23 protein-coding genes are annotated in these 26284 nt (G+C 44.7%); 19 read left to right on the top strand and 4 right to left on the bottom strand.

Translation table 11 applies throughout. From position 1 onward, the window contains the following. Positions 1-156 precede the first annotated feature (156 nt). The 5 genes from secD (at position 157) to Q0852_RS10640 (ending at position 5722) form a co-directional block, all read left to right on the top strand. Positions 157-1971 carry a protein translocase subunit SecD gene (secD, locus tag Q0852_RS10620; protein ID WP_299018104.1) on the top strand — a complete coding sequence of 605 codons (1815 nt, stop codon included), beginning with the start codon at positions 157-159 and terminating at the stop codon, positions 1969-1971. A 4-nt stretch (positions 1972-1975) separates the two neighbouring features. Next, a complete protein-coding gene (secF, locus tag Q0852_RS10625; RefSeq protein WP_299017999.1) occupies positions 1976-2875 on the top strand; it encodes a protein translocase subunit SecF in 900 nt (299 codons plus the stop codon). Between the two features lie 302 nt (positions 2876-3177). After that, complete coding sequence (locus tag Q0852_RS10630; RefSeq protein ID WP_299018000.1) at positions 3178-3891, top strand: hypothetical protein; 714 nt, start codon at positions 3178-3180, stop codon at positions 3889-3891. 82 nt (positions 3892-3973) lie between these two features. Then, positions 3974-5161, top strand: a complete 1188-nt coding sequence (locus Q0852_RS10635) for a cystathionine beta-lyase (RefSeq protein ID WP_299018001.1) — start codon at positions 3974-3976, stop codon at positions 5159-5161. Positions 5162-5386: 225 nt separating this feature from the next. Next, positions 5387-5722: a hypothetical protein gene (locus Q0852_RS10640; RefSeq protein WP_299018002.1), complete on the top strand. Its 336-nt coding sequence runs from the start codon at positions 5387-5389 to the stop codon at positions 5720-5722. 223 nt (positions 5723-5945) lie between these two features. Here Q0852_RS10640 and Q0852_RS10645 read toward each other — a convergent pair whose 3' ends face one another. Then, positions 5946-6233: a hypothetical protein gene (locus Q0852_RS10645; protein ID WP_299018003.1), complete on the bottom strand. Its 288-nt coding sequence runs from the start codon at positions 6231-6233 to the stop codon at positions 5946-5948. A 429-nt stretch (positions 6234-6662) separates the two neighbouring features. Between Q0852_RS10645 and Q0852_RS10650 the strand changes: the two genes are divergently transcribed. From Q0852_RS10650 to Q0852_RS10685, 8 genes are all read left to right on the top strand, one after another. After that, positions 6663-7250 (top strand): DNA-3-methyladenine glycosylase I, encoded by a 588-nt coding sequence (locus Q0852_RS10650; RefSeq protein WP_299018105.1) that lies wholly within the window; start codon positions 6663-6665, stop codon positions 7248-7250. Positions 7251-7309: 59 nt separating this feature from the next. Continuing rightward, entirely contained in the window at positions 7310-8233 is a 924-nt protein-coding gene (locus tag Q0852_RS10655) for a cation diffusion facilitator family transporter (RefSeq protein ID WP_299018004.1), read from the top strand. Positions 8234-8399: 166 nt separating this feature from the next. Next, positions 8400-8786, top strand: coding sequence for a hypothetical protein (locus Q0852_RS10660; RefSeq protein WP_299018005.1), 387 nt, complete (start codon positions 8400-8402; stop codon positions 8784-8786). Between the two features lie 190 nt (positions 8787-8976). After that, the gene (gene astB / locus Q0852_RS10665) at positions 8977-10311 is read left to right on the top strand and encodes an N-succinylarginine dihydrolase (protein ID WP_299018006.1); all 1335 of its coding nucleotides are present in this window, start codon (positions 8977-8979) and stop codon (positions 10309-10311) included. Between the two features lie 260 nt (positions 10312-10571). Continuing rightward, positions 10572-10952 carry a hypothetical protein gene (locus tag Q0852_RS10670; RefSeq protein ID WP_299018007.1) on the top strand — a complete coding sequence of 127 codons (381 nt, stop codon included), beginning with the start codon at positions 10572-10574 and terminating at the stop codon, positions 10950-10952. Then, positions 10949-12439, top strand: coding sequence for an LruC domain-containing protein (locus Q0852_RS10675; protein ID WP_299018008.1), 1491 nt, complete (start codon positions 10949-10951; stop codon positions 12437-12439). Before Q0852_RS10670 ends, Q0852_RS10675 begins: the two co-directional genes overlap by 4 nt. 198 nt (positions 12440-12637) lie before the next feature. After that, positions 12638-13159 carry a DUF2058 domain-containing protein gene (locus tag Q0852_RS10680; RefSeq protein WP_299018009.1) on the top strand — a complete coding sequence of 174 codons (522 nt, stop codon included), beginning with the start codon at positions 12638-12640 and terminating at the stop codon, positions 13157-13159. Between the two features lie 329 nt (positions 13160-13488). Beyond that, positions 13489-15198, top strand: coding sequence for a phospho-sugar mutase (locus Q0852_RS10685; protein WP_299018010.1), 1710 nt, complete (start codon positions 13489-13491; stop codon positions 15196-15198). A 107-nt stretch (positions 15199-15305) separates the two neighbouring features. On the opposite strand, the gene Q0852_RS10690 is transcribed toward Q0852_RS10685, so the two are convergent. Continuing rightward, on the bottom strand, positions 15306-15761 hold the full coding sequence (locus Q0852_RS10690) for an exoribonuclease R (protein WP_299018011.1): 456 nt from the start codon (positions 15759-15761) through the stop codon (positions 15306-15308). Positions 15762-16008: 247 nt separating this feature from the next. Between Q0852_RS10690 and mrcB the strand changes: the two genes are divergently transcribed. From mrcB to Q0852_RS10720, 6 genes are all read left to right on the top strand, one after another. Continuing rightward, positions 16009-18336 (top strand): penicillin-binding protein 1B, encoded by a 2328-nt coding sequence (gene mrcB, locus Q0852_RS10695; RefSeq protein ID WP_299018012.1) that lies wholly within the window; start codon positions 16009-16011, stop codon positions 18334-18336. 212 nt (positions 18337-18548) lie between these two features. Then, positions 18549-20219, top strand: a complete 1671-nt coding sequence (locus Q0852_RS10700) for a galactosyl transferase (protein ID WP_299018013.1) — start codon at positions 18549-18551, stop codon at positions 20217-20219. A 79-nt stretch (positions 20220-20298) separates the two neighbouring features. Continuing rightward, complete coding sequence (locus tag Q0852_RS10705; protein WP_299018014.1) at positions 20299-20841, top strand: NUDIX hydrolase; 543 nt, start codon at positions 20299-20301, stop codon at positions 20839-20841. 470 nt (positions 20842-21311) lie between these two features. Continuing rightward, a complete protein-coding gene (locus tag Q0852_RS10710; RefSeq protein ID WP_299018015.1) occupies positions 21312-22949 on the top strand; it encodes a methyl-accepting chemotaxis protein in 1638 nt (545 codons plus the stop codon). 157 nt (positions 22950-23106) lie between these two features. After that, a complete protein-coding gene (locus Q0852_RS10715) occupies positions 23107-23703 on the top strand; it encodes a YceI family protein (RefSeq protein WP_299018016.1) in 597 nt (198 codons plus the stop codon). A gap of 187 nt (positions 23704-23890) precedes the next feature. Beyond that, entirely contained in the window at positions 23891-24106 is a 216-nt protein-coding gene (locus Q0852_RS10720) for a DUF3820 family protein (protein WP_299018017.1), read from the top strand. A gap of 60 nt (positions 24107-24166) precedes the next feature. On the opposite strand, the gene Q0852_RS10725 is transcribed toward Q0852_RS10720, so the two are convergent. Together Q0852_RS10725 and Q0852_RS10730 are read right to left on the bottom strand one after the other, a co-directional pair. Then, the gene (locus Q0852_RS10725) at positions 24167-24589 is read right to left on the bottom strand and encodes a DUF3010 family protein (protein WP_299018018.1); all 423 of its coding nucleotides are present in this window, start codon (positions 24587-24589) and stop codon (positions 24167-24169) included. Positions 24590-24683: 94 nt separating this feature from the next. After that, positions 24684-26273 carry an EAL domain-containing protein gene (locus Q0852_RS10730; protein WP_299018019.1) on the bottom strand — a complete coding sequence of 530 codons (1590 nt, stop codon included), beginning with the start codon at positions 26271-26273 and terminating at the stop codon, positions 24684-24686. Between the last annotated feature and the right edge of the window lie 11 nt (positions 26274-26284).

The raw sequence follows: 26284 nt of genomic DNA on the forward strand, positions 1-26284 counted from the left end.
GAGCCTGATTATCCGGTTGTCTGGTTCATTCTGGTCTGAGGCTACGTTTGCTATCAACACATGGTTGATAATGTTGTTGCGTAATGCCAAGGAGCAGAGATGTATTCCATCACTTTTGGACGTCCGTTCTCTGAAAGTGTATATGGCGCGTATAAAATGAGAAAAACCAATAATCAACGATTACTTAATCATTATCCGGCATGGAAATATGTTGTGCTGGTGGTGTCTGTTCTTGTCATGTTGCTGAGCGCAATACCAACCTGGTACGGTGAAGATGCAGCTGTGCAGGTTGCGGCTAAGGGCGAATCAGTTCCCTCGGCGCTTGTACTGCAACATCAGTTAAAAAATAAAGGCATTATTGCCAAGCGAATTGAACAACAGGGTGATAAGACAGTTGTTGTTCTTGAGGATGATAGTCAGCAGACAGCTGCTCGGGCTGCGCTGGCTGATATCGTCAGTGACAAGTCGCAGCTGACACTGGCACTGGAGCCTGCTGCACCGATGTGGTTGCAGGATATGGGGTTCGCTCCAATTAAACTGGGGCTGGATCTGCGTGGTGGTGTTCAGTTCCTGCTTGATGTCGATGTCGATCAGGTTTTCAAGGCGCAAGGTGAGCAGCTGGCCGAGGAATTACGTCAGCAAGTTCGCCAAGACGGTATTCGAGGTGCACGTATTGAAGCATCGGGCATTGATGCGTTGCATGTCCAGCTTTCTGACTCAGAAGCTAACAGTAAAGTACGAAAATTTATCCGAACCAATTATCCGCAGTGGCAAGTAACCAATACGATTGGCCACGGGGTGAAGCTAACGTTGAAGGATGATGAGAAAACAGCACTGCGAAACCTGACGGTTCAACAAAACCTGCAAACAATGCGAAGCCGTATTGAAGAGCTGGGGATCACTGAGGCTTTGGTGCAGCGTCAGGGTGAGAATCGAATTCGCATTGAATTGCCGGGCGTGCAGGATCCGGCCGCAGCAAAAAATGTGATTGGTGCGACGGCAAGCCTGGCTTTTTATGCGGTTAAAGAACCGGGTACCGGAAGTACCATGGAAGTGATGGATAAGTCGGGAAAACCAGTACGTGTTGCCCGTAAGCCGGTACTGGGTGGTGATCATATTGTTGATGCCCGCGCCAGTTTTGGCCAGATGGGGATGGCTGAAGTCAATATTACGCTGGATCATGCTGGCGGTAAGATCATGTCAGACTTTTCCAGCCAGAATATCGGTAAGCCGATGGCAACGGCGTTCAGCGAATACAGTCGTGATAGCAGAGGTAATGCAAAGCAGACTAGTGAAATTATCAGTGTGGCGACAATTCAGAGCCAGCTGGGCAATCGTTTCAGGATCACTGGGGCGGGTTCTATTCAGAACGCTCAGGAACTGGCGCTTTTGCTGCGAGCTGGGTCTCTGACTGCACCGGTAACTATTGTTGAAGAACGTACTATCGGCCCGACACTAGGAGCTGAAAATATTCAGAATGGTTTTGCTGCTTTAGGGCTGGGGCTAGGGATGACTTTGTTGTTCATGGCTTGCTGGTATCGCCGTCTGGGCTGGGTGGCAAATGTGGCATTGGTCATGAATATGGTGATGCTGTTCGGTTTGCTGGCATTGATCCCTGGGGCGGTTCTGACTTTGCCGGGTATTGCCGGTTTGGTACTGACGGTCGGTATGGCAGTCGATACCAATGTGCTGATTTTCGAGCGAATTAAGGACAAGCTCAAGGAAGGGCGTAGCTTTGCCCAATCCATTGACCGCGGTTTTAGCAGCGCATTCAGCACAATTTTTGACGCTAACTTCACGACAATGATCACCGCAGTCGTACTCTACGCCATCGGTAATGGCCCTATCCAGGGATTTGCCCTTACCTTGGGACTTGGTCTGTTGACCAGTATGTTTACCGGTATTTTTGCTTCCCGCGCCATGATTAATCTGGTTTGGGGACGTGATGCATCTCGTGAAGTGAGGATTTAAAGCCATGTTTATCAATAAAAAAAATGCAACTAAGTGGCGTCACTTTACCAGTGCTGTCTCCGTGTTATTGATGGTTATTTCCATCTTGATGATTGCCACCCGAGGTTTGAATTGGGGGCTGGATTTCACTGGCGGCGTTGTCAGTGAAATTCGGTTAGATTCGGCGATTACCAGCAGTGAATTAATTCCATTGCTTGATGCGGGTTTGCATCAGGACGTCAGTGTGATTTCTGCCGGCGAGCCGGGGCGGTGGGTTTTGCGCTATGCGATGCCGGAAAATAGTGAGCAGTTGTCGTCGATTAACCAGTTATTAGCCCCATTGGCAACGGACATCACTGTGCTTAATACCAGCATTGTCGGCCCGCAGGTTGGTCAGGAACTTGCCGAGCAGGGTGGATTGGCTTTACTGGTGGCTGTGTTGTGTATTTTAGGGTATCTGAGTTATCGCTTTGAATGGCGCCTGGCATCGGGGGCCTTGTTTGCCCTTGCTCATGATGTCATTTTTGCCTTGGGGTTTTTTGCTGCCACTCAGATGGAGTTCAACCTGACAGTATTGGCTGCGATTCTGGCAATTTTAGGGTACTCGCTAAATGACTCGATCATTATTGCTGACCGTATTCGTGAGCTTCTGATTGCCAAGCCGCATAAGCTGATTCATGAGATCAATAACGAAGCAATTGCTGCAACCATTTCGCGTACCCTTGTAACCTCGGGTACCACGTTGATCACGGTCGGTTCTCTCTGGCTGCTGGGAGGCGGGCCATTGGAAGGTTTCGCGATTGCCATGTTTATCGGCATTATTACCGGTACCTGGTCATCGATTTCGGTGGGAACGTCATTACCGGAGGTGTTTGGATTGCGCCCAGAGCATTATATGCCGGAGCCGATCACTGACGAACCATAATCTGGAATGCTTTCAATAAATAAAGGTCGCTAAAGCGGCCTTTATTGTTATTAATATGTTTAAAAGTGGAACAGATTAATATTTGTTGCAATACTTTGTGTGATGTAACTTTTTTGTGCAAACAAATTTTGACTAATATGTCGATAAAAAAGTGAAAAATTGCTTACAAGATGAGAATGCAATCACAAGAATGCTTTATGTGGCAGTGATACAAGTAGAAATGTTAGGCGTTGTTATTGCATTTATCTTCAGTGAGAGCAAGGCATGAACTTCATACACTGGTAAATGACAAGGGCAGTATTATGTATGATACAGAAATGAAGCTTAACCATCAGATTATTCAGTTTTTAGAGTTTCAGTTGCAGGCGTTGCTTCCGTCAAAAGAAGATCGTAACCGTTTGAACTCTTCGGCAAACAGTGAGCAATATATTCCTGCCGCTATGTTATCGGTATTGGTTCAGTATCTGTCTGGGCTAAAGGCTATCAGTTGTCTGCTAAACAAGGGTTTTGTTTCTCAGACACGTGGGATTTTTCAGACCCTAGGTGATGATTACGAAGATATTATCTTTCTAAGCCTGCCGAGCCAGGATGGCTTGCTGACACCGCTGCATCAGGAGTATTTGAGAAGCGCGGCAGGTGACGATTGCCGGGGTTGCTACAGTCCGGTCTCCCGTTGCGAGCTCCGTAACATGATTCGGCAGGCGAAGAATATTAATCATAATGTTTTCCAGCTATACCCGAAAAAGCAAGCATTGCAGGTATTACGGCCACAGGGAGCAAAACCTTGTTCAGTCGATGTTGCGATTGAGTTGCACCGTCATTTTGCTTATAAGGCGGTTTTGCTGACCGTACTTACTGCCAAAGTGGCTGGTGATATGGATGTAATGAGAGCATGTTTGAATTATCGCGCGCATCTGGAAATGATCGATCCCAATACTGCTGACCTTATTAATACACCCGTTTATAGCCAGCACGCGGGGGACCGCTCTGTACCGCATTATGTTGCGATGAGGTGATGATATTACCTCTGCTACCCAAGCCTTCGGTAATTGTGTTAGGTTTGTAGCATATAAGTTAAAGATGAAGCTTGGGTAGAATATGGAAAAGAAAAAGTTAGATACCAAAATAGTCACTGCTGGACGCTCAAAAAAGTGGACTCAGCATCTTGTCAATCCGCCGGTTAGCCGGGCATCAACAATTGTTTTTGATTCTGTTGAAGAGATGAAACATGCCACGGCAAACCGGGCCAATAAAGCCCTTTTCTATGGCCGTCGAGGCACCAATACCCATTTTGCTTTTCAGGAGGCGATGGTAGAGCTGGAAGGCGGTGTTGGCAGTGCCTTGTATCCGTGCGGGACCGCTGCAATTTCCAATGCTATTTTGTCGTTTGTGAAAACCGGTGATCATATCTTGATGGTGGATGGGGTGTATGAGCCGACACGGGGTTTCTGTGACAAGATTCTGGATAAGATGGGTGTGGAGACAACTTATTATGACCCGATGATCGGAGAGGGGATCAGAGATCTGATCCGGCCGAATACGACTGTTCTTTTCCTTGAATCACCATGTTCTATTACGATGGAAGTTCAGGATGTGCCAACTTTGGCCCGTATCGCCCATGAACATGATCTGGTTGTTATGCTGGACAATACCTGGGCTTCACCAATTAACTTTCAGCCATTTGATCACGGTGTTGATATCTCGATTCAGGCGGCAACAAAATATATCGTTGGCCACTCTGATGTCATGTTGGGTACTGCAACGGCCAATGAGCGCTGTTGGGATCAGCTAAGAGAAAATAGCTACTTGATGGGACAGTGTACCTCGCCAGATGATGTTTATTTAGCAATGCGAGGTTTGCGGACGCTAGGGGTACGACTTAAGCAGCATGAAGAAAATAGCCTGAAGTTGGCTCGCTGGCTTGCTGAACGTGATGAGGTGGATCATGTACGTCATCCTGCACTGGAAAGCTGTGAAGGTCATGAATTCTACAAACGGGATTTCAAGGGGTGCAATGGCTTGTTTTCTGTTGTGCTGAATCGCGGAAATACCGAAGCTTTGACGGCTCTGCTTGATGGAATGGAGCATTTCAGTATGGGTTATTCATGGGGTGGTTTTGAAAGTTTGATTCTGGCTAGTCAGAATATTAACGCCCTGCGGACGGCCAAGAAAAAAGAGTTTGCGGGTCCGTTGCTGCGACTGCACATAGGCTTGGAAGACCCGAAAGATTTGATCCGCGATCTTGAGCAGGGCTTCGAACGTTTCAATGCTGTATTGAGTCAGTAGTGCTACCAACGGTTCAAGTCTCTGGAACAGGCAGCAATTGCGGTCTGTTTTTCATTATGGCCGACTATTTTTTTATTCTGTTGTCTAGCTCACAAGGCACTTTAAAAAGAGTCAGTATTAACTCAAGTTGTTGTCTAGACTAAAATTATGTCGTGTGATGCTCTGAGCGTATCAAATGAGGATCAATGCTTGTTGTGGTAAGCATAGTGAGAGGAGCCAGAAAGTATGAAATATAGAGTAGTTGTAATTGCAATACTGTTATCTGGTGTGTTTGGCTGCAGTAGTTCGGATTATGAAAATTATCAGCTGTTTCCTGATGAATATGTGAGTGATGTTAAATACGACAGTATTTACCATTACGGTTATAACCAGGGCTGTGAAAGTGCACTGAGTACCAAAAGTGTGCCGGATATGAATTATTTGCGTGATGCTACATTGGATAATAAAGGAACTAAATTTGAGCAAGGCTGGGAGGATGGTCAGTCAGCTTGTAAAGATGGCGTCAGACGAATAATGGCTTCATTGGTGGTTAATGCTAATTCATCAAAAGAGAACTATTGAATGAATTATTATAAGCTACTTGTTTAATAGTGTTTATGTATTACAACAAATCAATATTATTAAGTGCGATTAGTATATTTATTAATGTTATTTAAAAAGAAAAAACAGACCTAAATGGTCTGTTTTTGTTCTTCTCTATTTAATTATCGGCAATGAGGGAATAACCTAGCCGGATTCGTTCTTGATCATTGTTTAAACCGATAATAAATCTGATTACAGATGCTTATGCTGCAACCGGTCCTGTCAGTGAGTATACCTTGCCTCCACGGAAAGCAACTGGTACAACCGCATGTACTTCAGGAAGCAATAGAAAGGCATCGCCATTTGCATCATTATTCATTTCAATAATGATTTGAAGATGTTGTTCTAGCGCTTTATAAAGATTAGGTGTACGTAGTTTATTCCCTTGGTTGCCAAACTGACTGTAGTGACCATTACTGGAATATACCCAGATATTGAAAGGATCTTTTCCCCTTTCAAGCTGCTCGATAAAATCGGCAATATGTCTCATAAAAGTCCTTTTTAAGTTTTCATCAATAACGCTGTATTGACGGTTCTTATTATGAAATGAAGAAATTAATTTTCAATTTTAATTCAGTGGTTTTCTTCAATTAATGTGATCTTTGTTGGGTTTTGTTTGAAATCTACAAAATGCAATAATTACATTTCATATATTCAGTGATGTCCAGCAAATAAAATCTTACGTATATATTCACAGTAAACATAAAATCAAGGTTTTATTAACTGTTAATGCAATCCATTTCAAATTATAAATTATTAAGTCGGTTGGGTGTTGGCATGTTAAATAGCTGATGAATTTAGTTCATTGTTTTGTGATATGTTGAGTTAGTTATGCATCCTCCGAAATTATAATGGCGCGAGTGAAATTTAAACGATGCAAAATGGATAAATAAAAAGGAAGGAAAACGTAATAATGACGATGGCTTCAGAAATGAATACCTGTGCATGGGCAATGCATCAACCATTAGAGAGGGAGTATCACGATGCAGAATGGGGGATCGTGAGTAAAGATGATAATTACTTATTTGAGTTTCTGACGCTAGAAGGAGCTCAGGCTGGATTAAGCTGGTACACCATTTTGAAGCGTCGAGATGCCTATAAACAGGCCTTTGATGCTTATAACCTGGAAAGGCTGGCTTTATATGACGAGGCCCGGACTGAAGAGATTATTACTAAGTATGATGTGGTTAAGCATCGGGGGAAAATTAATTCAGTGTTCAGTAACGCAAGGGCTGCGCTGCTATTACAAGAGGAGTATGGCAGCTTGGCTGCGGCTCTGTGGCAGTTTGTCGATTATGAGCCGGTTAATAATCGGTGGCAGGAAATGGGGCAGATCCCAGTATCGACCCCAGAATCAAAGGCAATGAGTAACTTTCTGAAAAAAAGAGGGTTCAAGTTTGTCGGTGAAACCATTTGTTATGCTTTTATGCAGGCTGTCGGGATGGTGAATGACCACATGGTCAGCTGTCCTTGTTACAGCAAAGCACTTGCAAGCCAGGCAGAATAGTTCATATTGTCGCCATTATTCGGGTATCATATTTGCACGTTCAGGAATGAGTTATAAAGATGGCAGAGACACCGGTAAAAGTTATTCAGAAAGCGACATGGGTCGGTTCTATTGCAAACGTTGGCTTGGCGTTATTAAAGATCACCGTTGGTAAGCTAACCGGAAGTCAGGCTTTGGTGGCTGATGGTGTGCATAGTTTTTCTGACTTGGTGACAGATACAGCGATTCTAATTGGTTCACACTATTGGACGGCTCCGGCAGATAAAGGCCATCCATATGGGCATGGTCGTTTTGAAACACTGACTAATATCTTTATTGGTGTATTACTGGCTTTGGTTGGAATTGGAATCGGTTGGGATTCGATTAATTCCCTTGGTCATGGCTCGACATCAATGCCGGGGATGCTGGCATTTGCCGCCGCAACGATTTCGATTTTAGTTAAGGAAGTGCTGTATCGTTGGACAGTGGTACAGGCGAAAAAAATTAACAGCCGTGCTTTGCATGCCAATGCATGGCATCACCGCTCGGATGCCTTGAGTTCGTTACCGGTTGCTGTGGCTGTAGTTGCTAATTATTTTATGCCGGATTTGCATTATTTGGATCAGGTCGCCGCGTTGATTGTAACGGCGATGATCCTGAAAGCCGGTTTTGAAATTCTGTGGCCGGCTCTTTTAGAGTTAACCGAGGCTGAAGCTGATAGCGAGATTGAGGCTAAGATTCAGCAATATGCTGATGAAGATAGTGATATTCGTGAAGTTCATGCAATTCGTAGTCGTCGAACTGGTAGTACGATTTTGTTGGATTTTCACTTGTTGGTTGAGCCGGCAATGAGTGTTGATCATGCGCATACTATTAGTGAAAATTTTAAAGCTCATATCCTTGAGCAAATCGACGAAGTGGTTGATGTCATTATTCACATTGAGCCATACACGTGCGCTGAGCGGGTAGTGAATCCGTGTTGTGAAGATAAAAGCTGCAACTAGCTGATTTTCGATTTATGAGATTAACTGACACCTGCCATTGGCAGGTGTCTTTTTATACAGGGTATTCTGTACTTTCTTAATCTTGAGATAATCGAATAGCTCACTTCTTCACTAGGCTAACTACAGGATTACACCGTGTGCTGGCGTTGTTAGGGAGTGGTGAAGTATGCCATTAGTTCGAATCAAATCCTTACCGTTTAAACAGGATGTAGCTATAGATCAGGTGCTTACAACCTTGTCTCAAGTGATATCTGATGCAGGGAAAATTGAGCAGCGACATATCATGCTGACGTGGGAATATTTAGTGAAATCCCATTATGTTCATCATGGAACAGTGGCGGATGTGCAACCAAATGACTCTCACCCTGTGCTGGTGGATCTGATAGCACCTAACTTCAATACGGAAGTTCAGATTGCTCAAACGTTAGAGCTTATCGCTAATACAATTGCTGAACAGCTGCCGATAGCTAAGAAGAATATTTTTATTAATTTTACTCCAGCTTATAGCGATGGTGTTTATGATGAGGGTCATGTTGTTGAGTGGGATATTTAGACTGTAGAGCTTTCGTTATTGCTGTCGACTACACAAAATGCCAGTTATTTAAGACTGGCTTTTTTTTGCGTTCTAGGATGGGTAAAGATGCATTTAGTCGCCACTTGCCAGCTGATAATTTGTACTACGCTTGTTTGAAATGTAAATGTTTTATTATCGTTAGGCGTTAACACACAAACACGGAATGTCTATGAAAGCACTTGAAGCAAATTTTGATGGGTTAGTTGGTCCAACCCATAACTACAGTGGATTGTCATTCGGTAATGTTGCCTCGGCAATCAATCAAGCCGCTCCGTCAAATCCGAAACAAGCTGCGAAGCAAGGATTGGCGAAAATGAAAGCCCTTGCTGATATGGGCATGGTGCAAGGCGTGCTGGCCCCTCAGGAGCGGCCGGACATTAAAACTTTACGTCAGCTTGGTTTTACCGGGAGTGATCAATACGTTATCGAACAGGCGGCAAAGCAGGCTCCGAAGGTGTTGGCTGCTTGTTGTTCAGCCTCTAGTATGTGGACGGCTAATGCGGCGACAGTATCTCCGTCAGCAGATACTTCGGATGGTCGGGTACATTTTACACCAGCTAACCTGACCAACAAATTTCACCGTTCGATTGAACATGAGGTAACCGGACGGATCCTAAAAGCGACGTTTCCTGATGCTAAGCACTTTGTTCATCACTCGTCGCTGCCGTCGGTTGAGCATTTTGGTGATGAAGGTGCTGCAAACCATACCCGTTTTTGTCATGAGTATGGTGAGCAGGGAATTGAATTTTTTGTTTATGGCCGCCATGCCTTCGATACCCGTCATCCGGCCCCCAAGCAGTTTCCTGCCCGTCATACCTATGAAGCTTGTGATGCTGTTGTTCGTTTGCATCATTTGGATAGCGGAAATGTCGTTTTTGCTCAGCAAAACCCTGATGTGATTGATCAAGGTGTATTCCATAATGATGTTATTGCCGTTGGTAATAAAGACATACTTTTCTGCCATGAGCAGGCCTTTTTGAATCAGCAGGGTGTCTATGACGAGCTGACCGAAAAAATGGCTGGCGATTTTACGATTATCGAAGTGCCGACCAGTGCGGTTTCGGTCGATGATGCAGTGTCCAGCTACTTGTTTAACTCCCAGTTACTGTCTGTACCAACGGGCGAAACTATGTTGGTATTGCCAGAAGAGTGTCGAGATAACTCGAAGGTCTGGACATATGTTCAACAGTTGCTTGCGGATAAACGAGGCATCGATAAAGTTGAAATTTTCGATCTTAAACAGAGTATGGCTAACGGTGGTGGTCCGGCATGTTTGCGGTTGCGGGTAGTCTTGAGCGAGGAAGAGCGTCAGGCGGTAAATCCGGCAACGTTGATGAACGATAAGCTGTTCAATCGCCTGAACCAATGGGTTGATAAGCATTATCGCGATCAATTGATGGAAGCTGATCTGGCGGATCCTAAGTTACTTGATGAATCAAGAGCGGCACTGGATGACCTGACACAAATTCTCTCCTTAGGCGCGATTTATCCTTTTCAGCGTTAAGAAAATCCTTCTGCGGCACAGTTATTGTGCCGCTATATCCTGTAAATTTTGTGCTTTCTGAATTTTGTAATGATTTTATTGTTTGATTTGGAAGACAATTTCTAATTAAGGAGGAGCTCCGAAATAGTATTTTTATTGCAAAATCAGTTTTGTATTGCGACAAAAAAATACCAACAAAACCTAATTCTATGAATGTTAAGGATTTATAACTTGGCATAAAAGATGGTTAGTTAGCCCTAAAGTAATAAAAGGGCGCTAGCATGAAGAATATTTTTTGGTTTTTTATTTTTGTTGTAGGGATCTTAGCTGGTTGCGGAGGTGGCGGGGGAGCATCCTCATCGGATACCGGTAATGTCTCAAGTACATTGCTCAGTGAAAACGCAGTTCCATCAAATGCTCGCTTTAAGCAGTATCAGAATCATCTTTTTGAGCTTCAGCCTCAAGAACTTGGCATGGCTGGAGATACGGTATTTCTCAAGGTTTACCTCTCTTCTGGTAGTGTGCTATTTCTGGGGCAAATAGATAAATATTCAAATTTCGCTCTGCCATTGTCTGTGCCGGTTCGGGATAAAGTGCTGAAATATGATTTATTCAGTGATTTCGATGGGGATCAAACCATTTCCGGGGAGGTGGTGTTATGAGTAGGATTTTCTTGAGTCTACTACTTACCACGTTTGTGTTGTCTATGCCTTTAGCGGGTGCTACCGAGCAGTCTGTACTTTTAAAAGACACTATTTCCCAAAATGGGAGTGGCAGTATTGATTTATTTAAGGCAAAGCAGAAAAAAAACGATCTATCAGCTGCGGACTTAGAAGCTATCAGGGCGGAAAATGATGGGGCGTTGGTTATTGCTGTTGATGTAAATGAAGCGGCGAATGGTACAGAGAAAGCGTCAAGTCAGGGAGTAGCAATTGAATCTGCTGTTCTGACAATTATCTCTGATGGAAACAGTTTTACCTTTACGGAGTTTTCGACGCCAACTCAGTCTGTGTTGGCTAAAGAGGGCTCTACAGTACGCTCAAAATATTTCACTTTAATTGGTCGTACAGGCTCTTCCTCGTTAACCCCGAATAGTGGCTGGGGAGGAACATCATTCGATGCGGTGATTACTATTCCGGTCAATATCGCTTTAGATAATGCAGCATCGGCTGTTTTGGATATATTTTTTTTGGAAACAAATACTTCATTAGGCGATCCGGAGGCTTTCTATGATTTTACTGCAGGGCCTGAAGATCTGGCATTGTTAAGTAAGGCCGATGCTGACACTTTGACGGCTGAAGCGCCTGGTCAGAGTGAAGCTCCACTCGTTATAACGCAAGGGCAGATAGAAAATACGACAGATTCCTGGGTGTATTACCCTTCGTCGGTTGAGTATTACATTGCGGCTTACGAGGATAACTACCCAGCCAAAAGTGACTATGACTTTAATGATCTTGTGGTTGGCTATCGGGTCGGTTATGGCATGGATGGAGATAAAGTCAGCTCTTTAATTGTTTACGGGTATTTGATTGCCCGTGGCTCTGGCTACACGCACGATTGGTATTTGCATATTGGTTTACCGGGGGAAGCTTCGGGGGAAGGAACTCTAAACTTGTTTAAACCGGACTCGGTAGAGCAAGAGAGTGGGTATCCTAAGTCATTTTCGCAAACAGGAAGCTTTGATCAACGCTTGGTGCAAGGGACTAAGGCTCTAATGCAGATTCCCGGGAAAGAGTTTGCTAATACTGAGTCGGATAGTAGCTTGATTAAAGGACATAAATTTAGCGTGGCATTTGATTTTGATATGCCGTTGGAGCTTTCGAGTATTGCTTTACCGCCTTATGACCCTTATTTGTACGTTAACAATACAGGCTATGAAATCCATTTGCCAGAGCACTCATCCAGGATGGGAATATCAGTGAATAACGCCGAAGTCGCTGGGGGATTTAAGAATAGTCAGGGATACCCTTTTGCAGTCATCATTCCTGATGATTGGGAGCCACCGCTAGAGCGGGTTGATTTGGGAGAGGCTTACTCTACTTTTCTTGGTTATGTGACCAGTGATGGTGAACAGGAGGCTTCATGGTATACGGCTCCTTCACAAACCAAAATTAAAGGGATCGGCAAAGCATTCTGGAAATGGGATTGATAGTGGTAAGTAAGCAGCTTTGAATGAGCGAGTCTTGGCCCTTTAGTCGGTCGTTGTATTAGTTTATTGCTCCAATGCTTGACCTGTTTCTTACTGCACAGTGATAATATAAGCATATGTAAAACCAGTCGGCATCTGGTATTGAAAGAGCTGATTGGTTTCACCGTTATATGAAACTGTGCCCGCGACGGAGTAGAAATGGCAAAGCTAACGTTACAAGAGCAGATGCTAAAAGCTGGTCTTATTGATAAGAAGAAAATGAAGAAGGCTGGGAAGTCATCGAAGAAGTCCCGCGTTCAGGCCAGAGAAGCCAAAGCCGCTGTAGAAGCAAACCGTGCAGCTCAAATCGCGCAGGATCAAGAGCTAAACCGCAAAAAGCAGGAAGAAGCCGATAAAAAAGCGATTGCTTCACAGGTTAAGCAACTTATTGAAATGAATAAAATCGACTGCAAAAACGGTGACATTGGCTATAACTTCACCGATGGTACTCTGGTTAAGAAAATCTATGTCGATAAACAAGTTCAGGACCAGCTGGTAAGCGGTCGATTGGCAATTGCCCGTTACCTTGAGGGTTATGCCGTTGTTCCTGGTGTAGTTGCTGATAAGATCAGCCAGCGTGATGAAGCAACGATTATTGTTAACAATACCATGACTGAAGATGAAATGGATGAAGATGATCCGTATGCAGACTTCAAGATCCCAGATGATCTGATGTGGTAATTGTTACTGACTATATTTCGGGGTGCTTGATAGCACCTCGTTTTTTCTAACGCTAATATATTTCACATTTCGTTTTTGCCTCTCTCTTCTTTCTTATACCGATAGTTATTTTGTGTTATTCCTTTGAAATTGTGCAGTTCGGTATTGCCTCTATACTTCAATCATTGGCTTCCTGTCAGACAAAGACATTTCTGATTGGTAGTAGCTTGAAACAGGTTATTGTTTGAGCGTTTGGAATGTCAGCTAATCAGATTTATCAATTACCTAATGCGAATGAATATCATTTGTAGTAGGTTGTAAATGTAATCTACTGCGTAGGAACATTAGTAATGAATACAGAAATAACTCGCTGGTTAGCGCGAGATCTTGATCCGAAAACACGAGAAGAACTACAACAACTTATTGATTCTAAAGCTGAGTCGGAATTGGCAGAACGTTTTTCCGGACGGCTGGAATTTGGTACTGCGGGGCTACGTGGTATTGTCGGGGCCGGGCCTAATCGCATGAACCGGCTTGTTATTCAGGAAACCGCTTCTGGATTGGGGAAATATTTACTGACAACAGAGCAAGATGCAGCGGAGCGAGGTGTGATTATCGGTTTTGATGGTCGCCCTGATTCGAAGCGATTTGCCCATGAAGCAGCTTCTGCATTGACGGCGCAGGGGATCAAGGTTTACATGACCACCCATGAGGCACCGACACCAATGGTAGCGTTCGGTGTTAAACATTTTGAAGCAGCTGCTGGTGTTGTGGTGACGGCAAGTCATAATCCACCGGAATATAACGGCTTCAAAGTGTATTGGGGCAACGGTGCCCAGATTATTCCTCCTCATGATTCTGGTATTGCGGCTCAGATTGATATTGCTGCTTGCGAAGAACTTAACCTGCTTGAATTGGAGCAGGCTAAGCAGCAAGGCTTACTGATTTGGTTAAGCGAGCCGTTTTACGATACTTATCGCCAAAACGTGAATAAGAGTAAGTTACTGTCGAACCATACTAAACCTGAAGGGATTAGCCTTGCTTATACGGCAATGCATGGCGTTGGGGCTAATATGGCGGAAGGATTGCTGGCAGATGCTGGTTTTACCAATGTGTATTCAGTTGCCGAACAACGTGAACCTGACGGACGATTCCCGACAGTCAATTTCCCTAACCCGGAGGAGCCGGGGGCTATGGATATGGTGATTGCTGAGGCCAAGAAACACAATGCGACCCTGGCTTGTGCCAATGATCCGGATGCTGACCGTTTTGCGGTGGCAGTGAGAACGGATGAAGGTGAATACCAGATGTTAACCGGAGATCAGGTCGGTGTGCTGCTTGGTCATTACTTACTGACGCATGCCGAGCCGGGACAGAATCTAGTGGGAGCGACGATTGTTTCTTCCACTTTGCTGGAGAAAGTCGCCAATTCGGTTGAAGCTAATTACTACCAGACGTTAACCGGGTTCAAGTGGCTGACTAATGTGGCCATGCAGCGTGAGACTGATGACAGTAGGTTCCTTTTTGCCTACGAGGAAGCATTAGGTTACACAGTGGGTAATGTTGTGTGGGATAAGGATGGTTTGTCAGCATTGGTGACATTCGCTCAGCTGACAGCTGAACTGGCAGCTAACGGTAAAAGCATCTGGGATCAGTTGGAAGCGATTTATCGAGAACACGGTTTGTACCAGAATGCGCAGAAGAGCATCGCCTTGCAGCCGGGTACGCCACCAATCGGCGATACGTTAAGAGCTACACCGCCGGAAACCATTGCCGGGCGAAAAGTTGTCGTGACAGATGATTTGAAGACATCGAAGAAAAGCTACGCTGACGGTAAGGTTGAAGCCATTGATCTGCCGGCAAGTGATGTCCTGATCTATCACCTTGATGATGAATCCAGGGTGGTTGTTCGTCCATCCGGTACGGAGCCTAAGCTGAAGTGCTACTATGAAGTGGTCGAAGTAATGACTCATGAAGAGACTCTTGACCATGCTCGGCAACGGGCACAAGCCTCAATGGAGGACTTGATCACTCGCCATCAGCAATCATTGTCCAGCTGATAGGAATGAAAAGCAAACCGCCGGATAAGGTTATTATATCCGGCGTTTTTTGTTTGATAAGCAGGCTGAATGAGATATTCCCATTGAGTGTGGGAATTTGCGTGGTATTAGTTCTGCGTTTTTCTCTCGTTTAACTCGGCATAGTTGTGCAGAAGTTCAGTCAGCACTTTTACCCAGCCAAACGCATCTTTCGGTGCGTTTTTAAGGACTTTTTCGACTTGCTCGCAATGTTGCTCCAGTGATACGGCTTCTTCCAGATTGAAAGACATCGCATAGAAGTGCCATAGGATCAGTCGGGTCATTCGTTCGGCATTTTGCTGGGCGTTTTCCGATTCAGAAAATGCAAGCTTGACTTCACCCAGAGCAATAGCCGTCATGCGCAGCATGGCATCAAATTGCGCCGACTTCATACGGTCTTCGCTATCTACTTCTTCCTGCTCGAAGGTAAACAGCTCTTGCATGACATCTTCAGGAACCATACGGCTAATGACTCTCAGGCTGAACTCTTCCAGTTCATGGCGTGGCATTGTCATTAGGCACTCTAGTTTGTAATCGCGTTCCATTTTCTTTCTCGGTTAATACCAAACCAAAATCTTATTCCGAATGAAATGGCTGTTCAGCTTGGCATGGGCTAAAACTGGGCGCGTATTTTGAGTGATTTTTAGTTGAAAAGCCAGTGAGTCTTGCTGGCTAAGGTGAAGCAGGAAAGTAAGGGAGTTTGACAGGAGTATGACATCATAGTTTTTTATTTTCGTTATTGTCGGCACCCAAACACCCCAGATCCACCAGCAATAAACGGTAGAGCGCATTATGGCAACACCAGATAAACAACCGCGGCAAGAACAGCTTCCTTCATCAAAGCAGACTAATCATATGGTTTCGGAAAAAAAGCGTAAGTGGTTGAAGTCCGCATGCATAGGTGGTGCTTTGCTCATTTGTACCGGAGTGGTCGGTTTGGGAGTTTTTTTAAACCAAGCGGTATCGGAAAAATTTGAAGGGCAGCTATGGCAGCTGCCGTCTGTCGTGTATGCCCGTGAATTGACTCTACAGCCAGGAGCACCGATTCGCTACGAGGATTTGCTCAATGAACTGGAGGTACTCAAGTACCGTAAGGTTAGCAGCCCACAGAAAAGTGGTGAATATACGACAAGCCGTTTGCGGATTGAATTTATCCGGCGTCCTTTTGAGTTCAGGGATGGTGCGGAGGAAGAGCGTCATGTGGTGGTTGAGTTTGGTTATTCGAAAGTAAAGCGAATTTACGAAGCGAATACGGGGCGTGAGCTCGGGATCCTCAGTGTTGAGCCTAAGTTGCTCGGTATGCTGGAGGCCAAGGCTGATGAGCAGCGGATCTATTTGCCGAAGGATGAAATGCCTGAGCCTCTGATTGATGCGCTAGTTGCGACAGAGGATCGGGATTTTTATCAGCACGATGGAATTTCGCCTGTTGCGATTGCCCGTGCATTTGTCGCGAACCTCAAAGCAGGGCGAACTGTTCAGGGCGGAAGTACGCTAACCCAGCAGCTTGCCAAGAATCTGTTTTTAAGCCGTGAGCGAAGTTTATGGCGTAAGCTGAAAGAAGCTTATATGGCGCTGATCATCGATTATCGCTATAGCAAGGATCAGATTTTGGATGCCTACCTTAATCAGGTCTATCTGGCGCAAAGCGGTGCTGATGCCGTCCATGGCTTTGCGCTGGGCGCTCGATTCTATTTTGGTTTGCCGTTGTCGGAGCTGCGGGTTGATCAGCAGGCATTGCTGGTGGGCTTAGTGAAAGGACCTTCTTACTATAACCCTTGGCGTTACCCTGAGCGTGCCAAGCGCCGCCGTGATTTGGTGCTTAAACTGATGGTGGAAAATGCTGAGCTGGATGAGGCTGATTATCAGCAGGCAATTAAGCAGCCATTGGATTTGCAGGCAAAAGGGTTAATCGCTAACCGTCAGCCAGCATATTTTGGTCAGTTACAGCGTGAACTTAAGCAGTATGTCGAGAATTATCAGCCAGGTTTGGGACTGCGTTTGTTTACCACGTTGGATCCGGCTTCTCAGGAAGAGGCAGAGCAGGCTGTTCGCCATATGGTTCCAAAATTGGAAAAGCGTGCGGGTAAGGAGCTTGAGAGTGCCGTTGTAGTTGCCGATCGGCTAAGCGGTGAAATCCGGGCGATGGTGGGAGGAAGTCGCCCTGGCTATGATGGGTTCAACCGGGCTGTTGATGCCAGACGCCCCATAGGTTCGGTGGCGAAGCCGGCGATTTACCTTGCGGCTCTTGAGCAGCCAGGACGTTTTTCGCTGGCGACCAGCCTTGAAGATCGTCCGCTGACCCTCAAAGGAGAAAAGGGCGAGAACTGGTCGCCGCGTAACTATGATCGGAAATATCGCGGTGAGGTACCACTCTATTTATCTCTGGCTAAATCCTATAACGTTCCGACAGTTAATTTAGGTATGGCGGTTGGCGTGGATGAGGTTATCAACGTGATGGAAAGGCTCGGCGTTGATCGTAATGAAATCCCGAACCTGCCATCAATGTTGTTGGGGGCATTTACCCTGACTCCGGTTGAAGTAACGCAGATGTACCAGACGATAGCCAGTGGCGGGCGGAAAAGTAACCTGACGGCGCTTAGTGCAGTTGTTGATAATAACGGCCAGATCCTTTACCAAAGTATGCCTAAATCGGCAAAAGTGGTATCTGAGCAAGCTGCCTGGCTTACCTTGTACGGGATGCAGAAAGTGGTAACCGAAGGAACAGGACGTTATCTGAACAATCTTTTGCCGTCTTCGCGGCTGGCTGGTAAAACCGGCACCTCTGATAAGGGGCGCGATAGCTGGTATGTCGGTGTTGATGGCCGTGAAGTTGTGACTATCTGGATGGGACGAGATGATAACCAGGAAGTTAAGCTAACCGGTTCGTCGGGGCCACTGCGGTTATATGCGGATTATATCCTGCGCCGAGACCCTGAGCCGCTGGTTATGCGAACACCGGCGGAGATCTCTGATTTTACTTACCGTAAAGATCAGCGGGGCAAATTGAACCAGGCCTGCATCGGCCAGATGTCATTACCTGCCTGGGATCCAAATGGTACCCTGAAACAAGGTTGTGTTAAGGATGTAGAAAAACTCTTTAAGCGGCTGTTTGAGTGGTAATGACTGCTTGAGTGATAATGAATGATAGTTGATTGGCAATTCAGGTAAGCAAGTTGAGGTTTAAATCAGCCTCAATTTGCTATGCAATAAGCAAAAAGTTTAGTTTATTACTTAAACTTTAAAATTATATGTTTATTTTCAAGTGATTATAGTTTTATCTGGTTGGTCTGTATCTTGCTGATTCTGATAGGTGCGAATAGCAGGAGCAGACTATGAGTATTATTGCAGGAATCTATACCTCCCAGTGGACACCTGAATTACATGATATTCAACAGCGGGTTGAACAATATATCTCACGTAACCCAGACGATGATCGACATTGCTACCATGACGACCATTTATTTTTCTGTCAGGTAGATTACCAGTGTTATGGAGGAGCTGCCCGAGCTGAAAATGAGCAGGTATTCGCTTCTGTTATCGGCCATCCGTTATTGTCTGCGTCTATTTCGCATGATCTTATAACTCTACTTACAGCAAAAGATTGGCAGGTTACGCTAAAGCAGGCTCAGGGCACATTTTGTGCTTTTCAATATCAAAAAGCCCGCAATGAGCTATTGGTATACTGCGATACTTTAGCATTGCGCCCTTATTACATTATGTCGTATAAGGGCGCTGTTATTTTTAGTTCCTGCCTGAGAATTTTTCCTGATCTTGGTGTTCAGCTTGATAATAACTTAGATGCTATATCTGAGTTGGCGACGCTGGGTTATACCTTGGGAGACAAGACCCGCTTTAAGCAGGTTAGCGTAGCCCGTCCCGGAGAGATGATGGTACTTTCGCCTGAGGGGATACAGCGAAAGCGGTATTTTCGATGGGCAGATGTTCCTAATGGCCATTGTTCAATAGATGAAGGTATTGAGAGGCTGGATCGCAGCTTTAAACAGGCTGTCAGCCTTTATCTGGGAAATGATCAGCATACGGTAAGCACCTTGTCCGGTGGTCTGGATTCTCGGTTGATAGCGACAGAGCTGAAACGGCGCGGAGCCGGGTTGGAGTGCCTGAACTTTTCTCGTGGTAACAGCCAGGATGAATTGTTGAGCCAGCGATTTGCTGATTCCCAGCAAATCCCCCTCCATCGCATTTATGTCTCAGACACCCAGACACTGACCGTTGAGCAGCGTCTGGGCGTTCATTGGAAAGTCGACGACTTTTCGTATTATTCCACCGTTAAGCGACCACGCCTGTTTTGGTCTGGCAACGGTGGTAGTGTTTGTGTCGGTCAGATTTATACAGACGATAAGGTGGTTGAAGCATGTCGGCGCGGGGATCCGGAACAATTGGCTGATTGTTATATCAATCAACAGATGGCGTATATCCCTTCGCGTTTGGTCCGGCAGGGAGATGAGCTACAGCAAAGATTGAGGAATAATATTCTGGATGCATTGTCTGAGTATGAACATCTTCCCTTACTTAAGGCTTATCAGCTTTTTTTATGGGAGAACGACCAGCACCATCATATTGCTTTGCCATTTGAAGAGATGGATCAATTCCAGTTGGATTTCTGTCTTCCGTTCTATAGCCGGGGTGTATTGGAGGCGATGTTTTCAATGGAGACAGAATGGGCGCTCAGGCACGGTATTTACATGAAGTGGCTTGAACGCTGTTACCCCCAAGCCTTAACCACGCCTTGGCAAACCTATCCGGGGCATATTCCATGTCCGCTCCCGGTTGAGACCGAATACTCGAATCAGTGGCAGTTCCGCACGCCTTTGCAAACCAAGGCCCGATTGATAAAACAAGGCGTACAGACGGTATTTAATCATCAAGCTGGGATCTATAACCGGCATTTTCTCGGGATGCAGTGTGCGCTGACGGCATTAGGGGTATATGACTGTACACCGAGCCTCAGGCTGGTTGAGCGGATGAATCAGCACATGGTCTGAAGCAGGCTGAGGCTGGCAATCGGCTCGATTTAAGATAGAATGCACGGCTTTGATAATGCAGATGTAGATGAGCAGAGCCATGCGATTACTTAAATCAACCGTTCACCCTGATATTGAAACGCTCGAAGGCAGTATTTTTCACCGCAAGGCCGCCAGGGGTATCATTCTTAATGGTGAAGATATCCTAATGCTTTATACCGAGCGTTATCACGACTATACACTGCCAGGTGGTGGTATCGATGAGGGTGAAGATGCCGTTGCAGGTTTGATCCGTGAGCTTGAGGAAGAAACGGGCGCATGTAATATCCGCGATATCGAACCTTTCGGAATGTACGAAGAATTTCGCCCATGGTATAAACCTGAGCACGATATCATGCATATGGAATCTTACTGTTATGTCTGCACGATTGATGCTGAATTAGGTGAAACTAAACTGGAAGATTACGAAATCAATAATGGTATGAAACCGGTTTGGCTGAATATCTATGATGCCATTGCCCATAATGAAGAAACCATCGCCAATAGTGATAAGAAAGGCATGTCGATCGAGCGCGAGACTTTCTTGTTGAAGCAGATTGCTGCTGAGCTGCTGCCAAGCAAGCTGCACCAGAAAGCATCTTAAACAAATTTACGCCTTAATTTATCCCTTCATTTTTAAGATATGTTCAGCCCTAGGGCTGAACATATATACCTTGATTTTTCGTTTGTTTTTGCCTTCCATCTATCCCTCAGCTTGAATCTTTTTGAACTCAGATATTGCCTGTTCATACTTTGAGCTACTTCAAAATTTAACAATATTATTACCTCTGATGCGTATTTATCCATTTATTGGTGCCTAATATGTATTTAATTACATAAAAAGTTCTTTTTAATAGAGCAATCAGTTGGCTAGAAATATGGGAATAGAGTTACGAGTATACTTGTTGTGCCGTTGGCGTTTTACTCAACTTTTCTTGTGTTGTTGAAGGGCGTGTTTTATTGGACTCATCTGCAGGAAGCCCTAACAGTTTTGGCCATGTCTGGCTTGCCTACACCTTAATTAACATTTGAGCTGACCCAGTTCGTATAGGGATAACAGAAGGGAATATTGTTATGAACAGCAGGCTATCCAGGTTGACAATCGCTGCGCGTGTTTGGGCGATCCTCGCTTTATTTGCTATCGGTTTAGTTGCCAGCACACTGATAAATGCGGCAAAAACCCGTGAACATATGAGAGAAAACTATGAGAGAGGTGTACTCACGCTGGTTGAAAGTGCTGTGGGTGTTGTTGAGCATTATTATGGTTTGAGTATTTCCGGAGTTTTGACGGAAGAGCAGGCGAAGCAGGCAGCATTGCAGTCGGTATCGGCAATGCGTTTTGATAACGGTAATTATATTTTTATCGGCGATGCTCAAGGTACTCAGCTTGCTCATGGTGTTCCGGGCTTGGTTGGCAAGAATGTTATGAGGTTGAAAGACCCTAATGGTGTGCCTTTTGTTCAGGAGATGTATCAAAAGGCGCGCAGAGGTGGCGGTTTTGTCAACTATGTATGGGCGAATAGTAACAACAAAGATCAGTTAGATCCGAAAACCAGCTATGCGATGGAGTTCGGGCCATGGAAGTGGCTGATTGGTAGTGGAATGAACATGGAGGCGTTACAAGCAGATATTTATCGCTCTGAGGCGGTTTCTCTGATTAATGCTGGTGTGATCCTTGTTGTTCTTGCTTTGATCGTTTCTTTCTTTATCCGTTCTATTACATTGCCACTTAAACTAACGGTTAGGGCGATGGAAGAATTATCTAAAGGAGAAGGAGACTTGACTCAAAGGTTGAAAGAAGAAGGAGCGGATGAACTTTCCGATTGTGCCAGGCATTTCAATCAATTTGTCAGTTCGATACAAAGCATGATGCAAAATATTAGCTCTGTGGGTGAACAGGTCGCAGCATCGTCCAAGCAAATGTCATCATCGATCAGTACGGTTGACGATAACCTGAATCAACAACAAAAGGATGTTGAACAGCTGGCCACGGCGATGACGGAAATGCTGGCAACGGTTGAAGAGGTTGGTCGAAGAACTGTGGAGGCCAGCGATTCAAGTGTCTCAGCAGCTAAAGAAACTCAGGGCAGTAAAAAAATCATTAACCGTAATATTTCAGAATCGCACTTGCTGGCAGAAGATATTACTAATGCAGGTGATGTTGTAACTCAATTGGCAGCAGATAGCCGTAATGTTGATAGAGTGCTTGAAGTGATACGCGGTATTGCGGAACAAACGAATTTATTGGCGTTGAATGCAGCAATCGAAGCCGCTCGTGCCGGAGATGCCGGTAGAGGATTTGCTGTTGTTGCTGATGAAGTGAGGACGCTTTCACAGCGAACTCAGGAATCGACGCTGGAAATTCAAACTATTGTAGAGAAGCTTCAGACTGGTGCGGAAAATGCTGTCAGAGTGATGAGCAAAGGTGCAGAGAAAGCAGATAATGCATCGAAGATTTCGGCATCGGCTGGTGATGCACTGAATAATATTAATGATGAGATGCAAATTATTCAGGAAATGAATCAACATATCGCCACGGCGACAGAAGAGCAGAGCCTCACTGTTAACGACATTAACCAAAATGTTGTGAGTTTAAGAGACATGTCATTGTCGGTATCTCAGGAGTCAGCACAAATGGCGAGCGCCAGTGACAATCTGAGAACTGTGTCTGCGGAACTGATAGGGATGATTAATCGATTTAAACTTGGTTAGTATTGCGCTTGGTAATATGTCTGGATTTGGACGCCTGCCTGTGCAGGCGTTTTCTTTATCTTGCTGGCTTTCAATAATACCAAATTGAATAATAATGATTGGTACAAATTTGTGGCCTATATTTATGAGATTCTTCCGTTTATATAGGACTTTGATTATGCATGTTAGCTACCGGTTATTGCGTGTCTGTTCTTTGATATTTGTTCTTGGGTTGGGGGTTAACGTAAGCGCGCTGGCTGACTGGCGGCTCGATAATACGCAGTCAACTATTAACTTTTCAACGGTGAAAAATGGCTCGGTGATTGAGTATCATCATTTCGGTAATATCGGTGGATCGATTACCAAAGGTGGTGAAGTCAGTATTACCATTGATTTGACCAGTGTCGATACCAAGATCCCAATCCGGGATGAGCGAATGAAGAAAGAATTGTTTGTTACAGAACGTTTTCCGTTGACTATTTTGTCATCGAAAGTTGATTCCGTGATGCTGAGTGACATGATCCCAGGGAAGACTAAGTTGCTGGATGTGGATTTTACGCTTGATCTTCATGGTATCAAGCAGCAACTTGCTGCGAAATTACAGGTAACCGGGTTAGAAAATGGCGGTTTACTGATTTCTACAACTTGGCCGGTTGATGTTAGCGCTGAGAAGTTTGGCCTTGATAAAGGCATTGAGATCTTAAGAGATATTGCTAAGTTGAATTCGATCTTGCTCCGTGTACCTGTTAACGCTCAACTGATTTTTGTTAAGTAGTGCATTGAGCCAGCATGTAATACAAAACCGCAGCAGCTCCTTGATCAAGTACAGTCATTCATGAGCCTGCAAGGTGGTGACATTGCAATGACAGAGAGACCTGCTGGGGGAATAAGCCGTGTGATGAGTGAGTTATCACTTGAATCGCTATAGGTGATCAGGGATCCTGATATATGAGGAGAGTATCATGTTTCAGAAAGAACACCTGATCAAACTGGCAAATGTAAAAATGCCGTTTGGCAAATATAGCGGCAGAGTGATTATTGACTTGCCGGAAGAGTATTTATTGTGGTTTCAGAAAAAAGGCTTTCCGGAAGGGGAGCTAGGTACGTTGATGGCACTGGCGCTGGAGTTCAAGATTGAAGGGCTGGAAGATGTTATCAGGCCTTTAAAGCAACCTTAGTGATAGAGACTGGGTTATAAACGGAAAAGGGGGAATAGATTTCCCCCTTTTTTTGCCTGCTTAATTGCTTAGGTAAGCGTAGCCGGTAGTAAATGCTGCTTCTTGGAACTGGCGCAGATCAGTGCTGCGGAAGTCGATAGACAGCGGATTACGTTTTAGTTTCTGTTTGATTTCAGTATTGCTAATAAAATCAACGTGAAGGTCGTCAATAAGCTGGATTGCAGACTCTAGCTTAAAGCCTACTGCGCTGCCTGCAAATTTACCGCGAGTCTCTCGGGTACGAATGACTACGCGATCAATTTTGTAGTCTTCAACCAGCTTTTTAAATGCGAATTGAAAGTCTCTCATCTGAACGTTGTCGAGAGAATCTTGCATGATGAACTTTTGAGTTCGGCACTGAGGGATATCAAACAACCCATTTGATAGTGAAAGCAGGCAGATCACAGCCTCGTTGCTTCTTAGCTCAACAGCACAAATTTTCATGTAAACACCTAAATATTTAATTAGCGGTATATTGTAGGCTAAAACTTTGGCCTATGTCAGATTTTTAGTTAAATCTTTATCAGGAAGACACTTGTTAACAGTGTATCAATTGTGCTTGTTTTTGCTTTAGCTGAACTCTAATCCCTTCAGCACATAGTGGCTCGCAAAGGTAATGGCCCTGTAATAGCGCATTTTCGACTGGTATCAATCGATTGAGTTGCTGTTCGTTTTCGATACCTTCGATAACTAGTTTGGCGTCGATGCTTTTCGCAAGAAATGCAACGGATGATATGATTTCGAAGTTATTGTTTATTCGATTCATTTTGACTACATAACTGCTATCGATTTTTATTTGTCGAACAGGCAGGTCGCTTAGCATGGTCAGGCAAGTGTAACCTGCTCCAAAATTATCGACGCATAAGGTAATCCCCAGTTGGTGGAGCGCATTCATAACTTTCTTGGATGATTGGATATCAGTCATCATCGCACTTTCTGTAATCTCCAGAATGATAAGCGCAGGATCAATGTTAAACAGGGTAACCTGAGCTGAGAGATAGTCTGCGAGTTCGTTGTCGCGTAAATCATGTGCCGAGAGGTTGATTTGCAACCGAGGTGACAGGCCTTGTGTTTTCCAATTAGCTAATTGTTTTAGTGCCTTGTGGATGACTTGTCTAGTAATGGCTGATATGAGTCCGGCTTTTTCTGCTACGGGAATAAATAGTGATGGCGAGATAAAACTGCCATCGGCTTGCTTCCAGCGGATTAGCGTTTCGACACTGTAAACCGTTTTGTGATTTGGTGAGAAGATGGGCTGATAGTATAGCGAAAATTTATCGTTATCGATGGCATTGCGGATCTTATCAATCAACTGCATATGCTGTTTCGAGCTTTGTTGATAGCTGGAAGAGTAATGACAGAAGCTATAGTGGCTTTTTTTAGCCTCGTACATTGCCAGATCTGCACATTTGATGAGTTCGGTAATTGATCTGGAGTGGGATGGGCAACAGGCAATGCCGATACTCATATCTACATGAACGACAGTTCCTCGAACCAGAAATTTGTGCCTGATACTGTTTTGTAGTTGTTTGATGCCGTTATCGATATCTTGACTATCACGATAGGGTAGTATTACCGCAAATTCATCACCACCGAGGCGGATAAGTTCAGCATTAGATGATAGGTTGGCTTGCATTCGTGAAGCAATGGCTTTGAGAAGAGCGTCACCGGACAGGTGGCCAAAAGCATCATTGATTGGTTTGAAGTTATCAAGGTCGATCAGCATTAAGGCGAACGGATGGTTATTCTGAATTTTGCTTTTCAGGCTTTGAATCATGTATTTACGGTTTTTTAAGCCAGTTAGTGTGTCGTGAAGCCCGTAGTATTGCTCTCTAACTGCTGCTGTTTGGTATTTGTTGATACTCTTTAAGCTAAGGTGGGTGATTAGGTGCACATAAAAGCTGCCAAATAAAAAGACAAAAGCAATTAACAGCTCTATTTTGCTAAATGGCTGGCTTATAAGGATGTATGCGTAACAGGCGTATGAAACGACAAAAAGAGAAGTCATGGCTGCTACAATGCGCCACCCGATACGTTTGTCTTTCTGACAAATAGATAATGTTGGCTTTATGGATAGCAGTAGTATCGAGGTACCGATAATGACAAGCAAAGGCGCAATATTATTCATAACTGCTTCTC

This window comes from uncultured Photobacterium sp., assembly GCF_947502415.1.
In the GTDB taxonomy this organism is placed as follows: domain Bacteria; phylum Pseudomonadota; class Gammaproteobacteria; order Enterobacterales; family Vibrionaceae; genus Photobacterium.

What these genes read in the sequence shown, in the direction of transcription:
- secD (WP_299018104.1), top strand. Translation starts at nt 157, where the DNA reads ATGAGAAAAACCAATAATCAACGATTACTTAATCATTATCCGGCATGG.
- secF (WP_299017999.1), top strand. Translation starts at nt 1,976, where the DNA reads ATGTTTATCAATAAAAAAAATGCAACTAAGTGGCGTCACTTTACCAGT.
- Q0852_RS10630 (WP_299018000.1), top strand. Translation starts at nt 3,178, where the DNA reads ATGTATGATACAGAAATGAAGCTTAACCATCAGATTATTCAGTTTTTA.
- Q0852_RS10635 (WP_299018001.1), top strand. Translation starts at nt 3,974, where the DNA reads ATGGAAAAGAAAAAGTTAGATACCAAAATAGTCACTGCTGGACGCTCA.
- Q0852_RS10640 (WP_299018002.1), top strand. Translation starts at nt 5,387, where the DNA reads ATGAAATATAGAGTAGTTGTAATTGCAATACTGTTATCTGGTGTGTTT.
- Q0852_RS10645 (WP_299018003.1), bottom strand. Translation starts at nt 6,233, where the DNA reads ATGAGACATATTGCCGATTTTATCGAGCAGCTTGAAAGGGGAAAAGAT.
- Q0852_RS10650 (WP_299018105.1), top strand. Translation starts at nt 6,663, where the DNA reads ATGGCTTCAGAAATGAATACCTGTGCATGGGCAATGCATCAACCATTA.
- Q0852_RS10655 (WP_299018004.1), top strand. Translation starts at nt 7,310, where the DNA reads ATGGCAGAGACACCGGTAAAAGTTATTCAGAAAGCGACATGGGTCGGT.
- Q0852_RS10660 (WP_299018005.1), top strand. Translation starts at nt 8,400, where the DNA reads ATGCCATTAGTTCGAATCAAATCCTTACCGTTTAAACAGGATGTAGCT.
- astB (WP_299018006.1), top strand. Translation starts at nt 8,977, where the DNA reads ATGAAAGCACTTGAAGCAAATTTTGATGGGTTAGTTGGTCCAACCCAT.
- Q0852_RS10670 (WP_299018007.1), top strand. Translation starts at nt 10,572, where the DNA reads ATGAAGAATATTTTTTGGTTTTTTATTTTTGTTGTAGGGATCTTAGCT.
- Q0852_RS10675 (WP_299018008.1), top strand. Translation starts at nt 10,949, where the DNA reads ATGAGTAGGATTTTCTTGAGTCTACTACTTACCACGTTTGTGTTGTCT.
- Q0852_RS10680 (WP_299018009.1), top strand. Translation starts at nt 12,638, where the DNA reads ATGGCAAAGCTAACGTTACAAGAGCAGATGCTAAAAGCTGGTCTTATT.
- Q0852_RS10685 (WP_299018010.1), top strand. Translation starts at nt 13,489, where the DNA reads ATGAATACAGAAATAACTCGCTGGTTAGCGCGAGATCTTGATCCGAAA.
- Q0852_RS10690 (WP_299018011.1), bottom strand. Translation starts at nt 15,761, where the DNA reads ATGGAACGCGATTACAAACTAGAGTGCCTAATGACAATGCCACGCCAT.
- mrcB (WP_299018012.1), top strand. Translation starts at nt 16,009, where the DNA reads ATGGCAACACCAGATAAACAACCGCGGCAAGAACAGCTTCCTTCATCA.
- Q0852_RS10700 (WP_299018013.1), top strand. Translation starts at nt 18,549, where the DNA reads ATGAGTATTATTGCAGGAATCTATACCTCCCAGTGGACACCTGAATTA.
- Q0852_RS10705 (WP_299018014.1), top strand. Translation starts at nt 20,299, where the DNA reads ATGCGATTACTTAAATCAACCGTTCACCCTGATATTGAAACGCTCGAA.
- Q0852_RS10710 (WP_299018015.1), top strand. Translation starts at nt 21,312, where the DNA reads ATGAACAGCAGGCTATCCAGGTTGACAATCGCTGCGCGTGTTTGGGCG.
- Q0852_RS10715 (WP_299018016.1), top strand. Translation starts at nt 23,107, where the DNA reads ATGCATGTTAGCTACCGGTTATTGCGTGTCTGTTCTTTGATATTTGTT.
- Q0852_RS10720 (WP_299018017.1), top strand. Translation starts at nt 23,891, where the DNA reads ATGTTTCAGAAAGAACACCTGATCAAACTGGCAAATGTAAAAATGCCG.
- Q0852_RS10725 (WP_299018018.1), bottom strand. Translation starts at nt 24,589, where the DNA reads ATGAAAATTTGTGCTGTTGAGCTAAGAAGCAACGAGGCTGTGATCTGC.
- Q0852_RS10730 (WP_299018019.1), bottom strand. Translation starts at nt 26,273, where the DNA reads ATGAATAATATTGCGCCTTTGCTTGTCATTATCGGTACCTCGATACTA.